Annotated in this window: 7 protein-coding genes and 2 pseudogenes; 5 read left to right on the forward strand and 4 right to left on the reverse strand. The window is 62.9% G+C overall.

The features are described from left to right. Window positions 1–180 precede the first annotated feature (180 nt). From NKH52_RS34895 to NKH52_RS34910, 4 genes are read right to left on the reverse strand one after another with little or no spacing between them, the layout of a single operon-like run. Window positions 181–687, reverse strand: a complete 507-nt coding sequence (locus tag NKH52_RS34895) for a sarcosine oxidase subunit gamma (RefSeq protein WP_352658048.1) — start codon at window positions 685–687, stop codon at window positions 181–183. Then, entirely contained in the window at window positions 680–3718 is a 3039-nt protein-coding gene (locus tag NKH52_RS34900) for a sarcosine oxidase subunit alpha family protein (protein ID WP_352736085.1), read from the reverse strand. Before NKH52_RS34900 ends, NKH52_RS34895 begins: the two co-directional genes overlap by 8 nt. After that, a complete protein-coding gene (locus NKH52_RS34905; protein WP_352658051.1) occupies window positions 3715–3981 on the reverse strand; it encodes a sarcosine oxidase subunit delta in 267 nt (88 codons plus the stop codon). The genes NKH52_RS34900 and NKH52_RS34905 overlap by 4 nt, the downstream gene beginning before the upstream one ends. A 16-nt stretch (window positions 3982–3997) precedes the next feature. Then, entirely contained in the window at window positions 3998–5254 is a 1257-nt protein-coding gene (locus tag NKH52_RS34910; protein ID WP_352658054.1) for a sarcosine oxidase subunit beta family protein, read from the reverse strand. A 929-nt stretch (window positions 5255–6183) separates the two neighbouring features. On the opposite strand from NKH52_RS34910, the pseudogene NKH52_RS34915 reads away from it, so the two are divergent. From NKH52_RS34915 to NKH52_RS34935, 5 genes and pseudogenes are all read left to right on the forward strand, one after another. Next, window positions 6184–6684 (forward strand): annotated as a pseudogene (locus tag NKH52_RS34915) (IS110 family transposase); the annotation flags it as partial. Window positions 6685–6742: 58 nt separating this feature from the next. Next, window positions 6743–7180 carry an IS66-like element accessory protein TnpA gene (gene tnpA / locus NKH52_RS34920; RefSeq protein ID WP_352658057.1) on the forward strand — a complete coding sequence of 146 codons (438 nt, stop codon included), beginning with the start codon at window positions 6743–6745 and terminating at the stop codon, window positions 7178–7180. An 80-nt stretch (window positions 7181–7260) separates the two neighbouring features. Then, window positions 7261–7526 (forward strand): annotated as a pseudogene (gene tnpB, locus NKH52_RS34925) (IS66 family insertion sequence element accessory protein TnpB). Between the two features lie 72 nt (window positions 7527–7598). Beyond that, window positions 7599–8180 (forward strand): IS66 family transposase zinc-finger binding domain-containing protein, encoded by a 582-nt coding sequence (locus NKH52_RS34930; RefSeq protein WP_352658060.1) that lies wholly within the window; start codon window positions 7599–7601, stop codon window positions 8178–8180. A 46-nt stretch (window positions 8181–8226) separates the two neighbouring features. Beyond that, the coding region (locus NKH52_RS34935) for an IS66 family transposase (RefSeq protein WP_352658063.1) at window positions 8227–8658 on the forward strand (432 nt) is incomplete at its 3' end.

Below are 8658 nucleotides of genomic sequence, written 5' to 3' on the forward strand. Positions count from 1 at the left end.
ACTAAATCCAGGTACGCGTCCCTGTTGACTAGATGTAGGCATGAGCAGCTTTCTCCTATCTTGATAAATGTCGATCGCAGGAGGCGATCAATTGGTTTTGCTTTCTTCAAAGGCGCCCTGAACCCCGACTGTTCATTTGGCTAGGTGGGCAGCCCACGTCGCCCGGTTCGAGGCGGCAAGTCAGGTACCGGCCGCGGAGGCGTCGGCAATCCACTCCATCAGGCCCTGGCTGAGGCTGCGCGGGACGAGGAGGTCGCATTCGAACCCGCTCTTGCGCAGCAGCAGCACCGGCACGCGATCGAGACCGGTCTGGACTGCCCGTCCATCTCCCAGTGTCTCCCAATCCGCCGCGACGCACCGCTCCAGCACCTGTTTGAGGCCCCTGCCGGAAAGCCGGACTCGAACCCTGCCCTCGCCGAGAGGGAGGGCGCAGCCGCGTTCCGCGTCGACGTCGATAATAGGCGGCGGGCCGTCGCAAAGCAGCCAGAATCGGCGCGGCGCAATGCGGATGACGAGCCACTCGTCATGACGAGCAGTGTCGCCGACCTTGTTCGGCAGCGACCCCCCCAGTATCCTATTCAGGACCACCTCGAATTGCGCCATCGCGCCATCCCAGCCCTCGAGTTGGAGGATAGAGCAGTCATAAGCCGCCATCTCGAACCCGGCCATGTTCGAACCATCAGCCATGCAGCCGCTCTCCCTTCGGGTCGAGGAATATAGGCGAGACTATCCGGGCCCGAACCGTCTGGCCCTTCATGGGATATGTTGCGATGATCTCGGTGCCCTCCTCCGCGGCATTCCGGGCAAGCAGTCCCAGCCCGACCCACGCGTCCAGCGTGGGGCTGTAGGTCACCGACGTGATGCGGCCGAGACCGTGGCCATGGATCGGCTCGCCAGGCCTGAAGAGGATCGAGCCGCCGCGCAATGGCTTGCCCGGCTCGAGGCTGCGCAGCCCGACCAGCCGCGGGCGCGCCGGGTCGCTGAAGGCTTCGCGGCGGCCAAGTACCTCGCCCACGTAGCCGCTGCGCTTGCCCGCCATGCGGCTGAGGCCAAGGTCGTCGAGCGTCGTCCTGCCGTCGATCTCCGGTCCCGCGACATGCCCCTTCTCGACTCGTAGAGCGCCCAGGGCCTCGACGCCGTAAGGCTTCTGGCCAAAAGGCGCGCCGGCCTCTATTAGCCGGCACCACACCTCCTTGCCCACGCTCGCGCCGGCATAGATCTCGTAAGCCCGCTCGCCCGAAAAGCTGAGGCGGATGATGCGCAAGGGCCGGCCGTTATACTTTGCCTCGATCAGTCCCATATGCGGCAGAGCCGCGTTGGAGACGTCGAGGTCGGGAAACGCGGCGGCGAGGATATCGCGGCTCTTCGGACCGGCAACCGACATCGCAGCCCATTCGTCGCTGACCGAGGTCACCGACACGCGCAGGTCTGGCCAGGCGGTGTCGAGCAGGAATTCGAGCCGAGACATCACCTCCGCGCTCTTCGCGGTTGATGTCGTCATAAAAAAGTGTCCCTCGCCGAGCCGCGTCGTAGTGCCGTCGTCGAAGACGATGCCATCGTCGCGCAGCATGACGCCGTAGCGCGCGCGGCCGATCGGCAGCTTGGCAAAACCATTGACATAGACGCGGTCGAGGAAGTTGGCCGCGTCCGGCCCTTGTATGTCGATCTTGCCGAGCGTGGAGATGTCCATCAGCCCTGCCGCCTCGCGCACCATCCGCATTTCCGCGACATAGGCCTCGTCCACATCGCGGCCGGAAGCAAGGTAGAACCAGGGCCGTATCCAGGCACCGGTCTCAAGCATCTGCGCGCCGCTGGCGACATGCCAGTCATGCATTGGCGTGCGCCGGAACGGCTTGTAAAGATGGCTCTGGCTGCGCCCAGCCAGCGCACCAACGGCAACTGGGGTATAGGGAGGCCGAAATGTAGTCGTGCCAACGTCCGGAACCGCCATCCCGCGCAGACCGGCCATGGCGGAAATCGCGCTGAGATTGCTCGTCTTGCCCTGGTCGGTGCCCATCCCAAGCGTCGTATAGCGCTTCAGATGCTCGACCGACTCATACCCCTCACGATGCGCCAGCGCGACGTCACTTGCGGTTACGTCCATCTGCAGGTCGATAAAGGCCTTGCCTTTGGTAAGTTCCGCCTTTGGGTTCCCGAACCCCCTCTGCGCCGATCGAAGGGGGAAACTATGCTCGGGCCGCCTAGCCTGGCTACCATCCTTTTCCCCCACGAAGTGAGGCGCGACGAGCGGGCTATCATTAGGTCCAGCGTCGTCGAGGCTAAAGGGCGGCTGGACTGATTTCGTTGCGCCGCAGAACGCAGCTGCCTCTGCCCCCGCCCTATGCCCCTCCTCGATGGCGCCGGCTGTGATGAAGCCTCCTGTCATAGCGCCGGCCACGAACTGCCCCGCTCCGAGCTTTCCGGGAACGAAAGCGTTTATGTCCGCGCGATATACCGGCCTTACCCCAAGATGGGAGGTCAGATGCACCGTCGGCGACCAACCGCCCGAGACTACGACCAGGTCGTATTCCAGCGTAATCGCACCGCCCGGTTCGGAAAGCGTAACAGCGCGTACGGCATAACGCCCCAATGCATTTGAGATCAGCGATTTCCTGCGGACGGCAATGCCCCAGTGGCGCGCCTGTTCCAAAAGTTCATGTGTCGGTTCCGCGCGGCTGTCAGCTATCGTCACTTCGGCCCCGGCGGCCGCAAGGTCAAAGGCTGCGGAATAGGCGCTGTCGTTGTCGGTTGCGACCATCACCCTCGTACCCGCAAGTACGGCAAAGCGGTTCAAATAGGTCCGCGCCGCGGAGGCCAGCATGATGCCGGGCCGGTCATTGTTGGCGAAGGTAAGCGGCCGCTCGATCGAGCCCGTAGCGTAGACGATCGTTTTCGCCCGCAAAAGCGCCATTATCTGGCGCGCCTCGCCTTTCGCCGGATCGGTGGTTGCTGAGCCGTGCCGCTCCACGAGCCCGAGCACATTGCTGTCATAGGCACCGAACGCGGTGGTGCGCGTCATCATGGAAACATTCGGCATGTCGGCGAGCCGTGCGAGCGTTACGGAAAGCCAGACCCGGGCCTCGCCGTCCGCCGGCTCCGACAAAAGACAGCCCCCCGCCACAAAATCCTGCTCAACGAGAACCACCCTGGCGCCCGCCTCGCCCGCGGCAAGCGCGGCCGAAAGTCCCGCCGGTCCGGCCCCGATCACCGCCACATCGGCGAACAGATGACGAATTTCGTAGCGGTCAGGATCGGGCTCTTTCCCCGCGCGGCCGAGCCCCGCCGCCTTGCGGATGAAGTGCTCGTAAAACATCCAGGCCCGCCGGGTCGGACCCATAAAGGTCTTGTAGTAGAAGCCCGCCGACAGGAACGGCGAGAACAAGCCGTTGATGCCTTGAACGTCGAACTTGAGAGATGGCCAGCGGTTCTGGCTTTCGGCAACCAGGCCGTCCGCCAGTTCCACCGTGGTCGCCGGCAGATTCGGTTCGCGGCGACCGTCCGTCCCCACCGTCACGAGAGCGTTCGGCTCCTCCGGCCCGGCAGAATAGATCCCGCGCGGCCGGTGGTACTTGAAGCTGCGGCCGACCAGGCCGATTCCGTTCGCCAGCAGCGCCGAAGCGAGCGTATCGCCTCGGAAACCGGCTAAAGACTTGCCGTCAAAGGTGAATTCGATCCGTTGCGATCGGTCGATCCGCCCGCCTTCGTGAAGCCGCCTCATGCGCGCGCCTCCCGTGCGGACCGGGCAAAGGAAATCTCGTGGTTGCGTGTATCGCGCCCAACCACCAACCATTGGCGGCAACCCATCACATGCTGCCAATACTCGCGATGCGGTCCGGCCGGGTTCTCGCGCACGAAGACGTAACGGTACCAAGCCTCGAAATCCGCGTCGTCGTGGACAGGACGGATGACCGACGCGTCACCGCCGTAGCGGAACTCGTCGTGGTCGCGCGGACCGCAGTAGGGACATTCGATGCGTAGCATGGTCTTGGTCTCTCGGTTATTGCAACCAGGCGAACGGCCCGACGCCGGCCTCGTCGATCGTGCGGCCGGTGCGGAAACGGTCCAGGCTATAGCCGGCGCTGAGCGGATGTGCCTTTCCGGTGGCGATGGTATGCGCGAAGCACCATCCTGAGGCCGGCGTGGCCTTGAAGCCGCCATAGCACCAGCCACCGTTTAGGTAGAGCCCGTCGACTGGCGTTGGGCAGATAATGGGGCTGGCGTCCGGCGTCATGTCCATCACCCCGCCCCAGTGGCGCAAAATGCGCAGGCGAGAAATGCAGGGCATTAGCGCGACTGCCGCCTCCGCGACTTCGCGGACCATCCCGAGATTGCCGCGCTGAGCATAAGAATTATAGCCGTCGAGACCGCCGCCGAAGACCAGCCCACCCTTGTCGGACTGGCTGACGTAGAAATGCTCGGTGCCGTGGGCCACGATCTGGTGGACAAGGGGCTTGATCGGCTCCGTCACGAAAGCCTGCAGGACATGGCTCTCGATCGGCAGGTCGAGGCCGGCCATCCGGCCGAGGACCGATGTGTGACCCGCCACCGCAAGCCCTACTTTCCCGGCCCCAATCCGGCCCTTCGTCGTCTCCACGCCGACGATGCGCTCGCCGTCACGGACGAAACCCGTCACCTCGCAGCCCTGGATGATGTCGACGCCATGGGCGTCGGCGGCGCGCGCGTAGCCCCAGGCCACCGCGTCATGACGCGCCGTGCCGGCGCGGCCCTGCAAGATCGCGCCATGGATCGGGGAACGCGCCGTTTCAGAAAAATCGAGGTATGGGACGAGCCGCCGCACCTCGTCGCGGTCGAGAATGTCGGCGTCGATGCCGTTCAGCCGCATGATATTGGCGCGGTGGCCGAAGCCATCGAGCTGGTCGGCCGAATGGGCCGTGATGAGCATGCCGCGCTGCGAGAACATGACATTGAAATTCAGCGCCTGCGACATGCCTTCCCAGAGCTTCATCGAGAATTCGTAGAACTGGGTGTTACCATCGAGCAAGTAGTTGGAGCGAATGACAGTGGTGTTGCGGCCGACATTGCCGCCGCCGATATAGCCCTTCTCTAGCACGGCGACGTTGCGGATGCCGTGGTTCTCGGCGAGATAGAAAGCGGTCGCCAGCCCGTGCCCGCCGCCGCCCACGATGACAACATCATAGGCCGACTTCGGATCGGGAGAGCGCCAAGCGCGCCGCCAGCACCTGTCGCCAGCAAGGCCATTGCGTAGGATGGAAAAAACCGAATAGCCGCGCATACGGTTCCCTTATTTTGACGAAGAAGAGGCGGGCCAAGTTGCAGAAGGTTTCCGCACCTTGCTCGATGATACGGGAGTGTTCAGAGATTGCGATGCCCGGAACGGAAAGAGCCATGTGTCGCAGTCGAGGAAGGCTAGGATTGCGCGGAATGGCTCGAGAGTTAGGGGGCCGTCATCGACGCCAGAAAGCTCCATCGCGCTGCCATGTCTTGCGACGGCGCGACCTGGGAGTCAGAATGGATGAGGTTTGGCATTCCGTGTTGTCCCTCCCAGAGCAACAATGACAGGTCAAAAAAAGCGGATTTATGTGAACCCGGTCGCATCGGTTCACCAAAATAGACGAAGTCGTCCTGTTTCAGACCTGTCCGGATCCCTGCATGGTCGTCATAGAAAGTGCCTCAACTTAACTCTGCGCTGCGGGACTGATGTAGATGGAAACGCGCGTGAACTATGCGCCACTTGGCGTTGGATGCGCCAACATAGAGTCGCGAACGGTACCATCGCGTTTTCAGATGACAGGAGGTGTAGCCTCTTGGGATGCGCTCGCGTTCAGTTGGTTCTCGGTCGAAAGGTGGACGGCCGCTTAACCGCTGCCATTCAACGGAGTTCCGTTTCTAACATACGATTCACAAGTCGACGCGAAGGTGAGAGTCTGCGCCGATAGGAAGATCAAGAGAACTTCGTTCGGCACGGCGGTCGGAAGTGGCAATTGTCGCGCGAAATATGTAGACCGTGCGCGCTCGTTGGCGCCCGAGTACTGCGTGCATGCGGGTGAACGGGAGAGCGATATCTACTAGATGCCGTAATGGGCCGGCGCTCCTCGCATAGCCAGGAAGGTGGCTGTCCCTCAGAGTGATGGTGTTGAATGGGGTCCGATTGTCTCGGCCCAAGCATCAAACGGGGGACAACCATAAACTAATTATGCAGGGATTGATGTGTCGCTAAAACTGAGCAGCGTTTGCGTGGTGGATTCATCGGGCAAGATCGTGCGAGAGACGAAGGTGGCGAGCGAGCCTGAGTCGCTGTTGCAGCATTTTACCGATCTGGGATTGCCCGTCATCCGCGTCGGCCTTGAGGCGGGCCCACTGTCGCAGTGGGTTGCGCCAGGGTCTGGTCGACGCCGACTTTGAGGTGGTGTTGCTGGAGACACGGCATGTGAAGGCGGCAATGGCGGTGAAGGTCGCAAGCATGCTCGCGGGATCGCCCAGTTGCTGCGCATGGGCTGGTACTGTCCTATGCACGCCAAATCTGCAGATGCCCAGGACGTGCGGGCCCTCCTGGTCGGCCGCAAGCTGTTGCAGGCCAAGCTGCTCGACGTCGAGCTCAGCATACGGGGAATCCGACGTGGTTACGGGCTCAAGGTTGGCGAGGTGAGCCGAGGGCGTTTCGAGGCGGGCATTCGCGATCTCATCGAGGGCCATGACATGCTTGGTAAGCGGTGCGCCAAGGCACCTTGCAATAGGCTGATGAACATGGAGCTTTCGCGCCATGACATTGGAACATGCGAGGGGCGATATGGTTGCCGAGATCAGCCGCGGCGCGCCGGCCGAAGATTGTGCAGCGGTGCCCTGGCGCGTGCGGCAGCGGAGGCTGTGGAGTTGCACGGAGAAGCGCGCGTTGGTCGACCTGGCGAGCGCGGCGGGTTCGTCGGTGACGGAGGTCGCGGAAGCGTTCGGCGTAGCTCCGTCACAGCTTTATGCCTGGCGCAAGCAGATGGCCGGTGGCGAGCTCGAGGCCGATCAGGCGATGGCAACTTTCGCGCGGATCGAAGTGAACGATCTGCCCGAGGTCGAGCGGCCCGTCGCCGATTGCCCGGACCCGGCCGGCGGAATCGACGTGGCCTTTCCGAACGGCGCGCGATTGCGGATCGACGGGACCGTCGATCCGACGGCGCTGCGTATCGTACTGGCGGAGTTGACCAGGTGATCACGGTGGTGCCGACCGACCGGATTTACTTGTGCTGCGGTGAGACCGATATGCGCCGCGGGATCAACAGCCTGGCGCGGATGGTGCAGCAGGTGCTCGCGCTCGACCCGCATACCGGCGCGATCTTCTGCTTCCGTGGACGCAAGGGTCATATCATCAAGATTTTGGCGCATGACGACCAGGGGTTCTGCCTTTTACAAAACGGCTTTCCGAGGGTTGTTTCGCCTGGCCGACGACCAAGGATCAGGTGACCGTGTCGCTCACCAAGGCACAGCTTTCGCTGCTTTTGGACGGGATCGACTGGCGCCGGCCGAACAAGATTTATCGACCGCGTCTGGCCGGCTAAATTAGGCCGTTTCTCATTGATTTTGTGTCGATTTTGCTTCCGTAGACGAGGTCTTTCGGGTATGTAATTTGGGTGTCGGAACAAGCTCCCTCCATCGCTGATTTCCTCGCCCGGATCGCCTTTCTGGAGGCGGCCGTTTCCGCCCGTGACACCGCCATCGCCGAACGGGATGAGCAGCTGCGAAGAGAGCGCGCCGAGGCCGCGCTTCGCATCCAGCGCCTGCAGCTGCAGATCGATCGCTTCAACCGCAAGGCCTTCGGCCGCTCCTCCGAGAAGCTGGGCCAGATGCAGCTCGAACTCGAAGATCTCGAGACCGATTTCGCCGCCAGCGTGCCCGATATCGAGCTGCCTATCGTCGCGGACAGCGACAAGGTGCGGGTGTTGCCGGTGCGTAAGCTCAACCCCAACCTGCCGCGCAAGCGGGTCGTTCGCGAGCCCTCTTGCGCATGCTGCCCGGGCTGCGGCGGCGATCTACGCGCCATGGGCCAAGATGGCGACGAGATGCTCGATCTGGTGGCCCAGGCCTGGCAGGTGATCGAGACAATTCGACCCAAGTACAGCTGCCGGACCTGCGATAAAATCATCCAGGCGCCTGCACCAGCCAAGGCCATTGCACGCGGCAGCTCAGCTATGCCGCGCTCGCCCATATCATGATGGCCAAGTGGGGTTATCATTTGCCCTTTACCGTCAGGCCCAGATGATGGCCGCCAAGGGCGTCGATATCGAGCGTTCCACCCTTGCGCGCAGCGCCGGCTACGCCGCCGCCTTGCTCGATCCGATCTACAACCGCATCCGTGAGATCGGCCGTACCCGCGGCAAGATCCACACCGACGACACGCGGCTTCCGATCCTGGCGCCCGGCAACGGCAAGACGCACAAGGGTGCGCTCTGGGTTTATGTCGCCGACGACCGCAACTCGGGCTCGAAGGAGCCGCCGATCGCCTGGTATCGTGCCACCATGGGCCGCGCTGGCGAGAGCGTGATGAGCGAGCTCGCCGGATTTGCTGGCACGCTCCAGGCCGACGGATTCAGCGGCTATAACCAGCTCTACAAGGGTGGCGCAATTCGAGAAGCTGCCTGCCTGGCCCATCTGCGCCGCAAGATATTCGACGTTCACGACAGCCAGCCGACC

Origin of the sequence: Mesorhizobium sp. M1066 (genome assembly GCF_040318635.1) — a bacterium.
GTDB lineage: Bacteria > Pseudomonadota > Alphaproteobacteria > Rhizobiales > Rhizobiaceae > Mesorhizobium.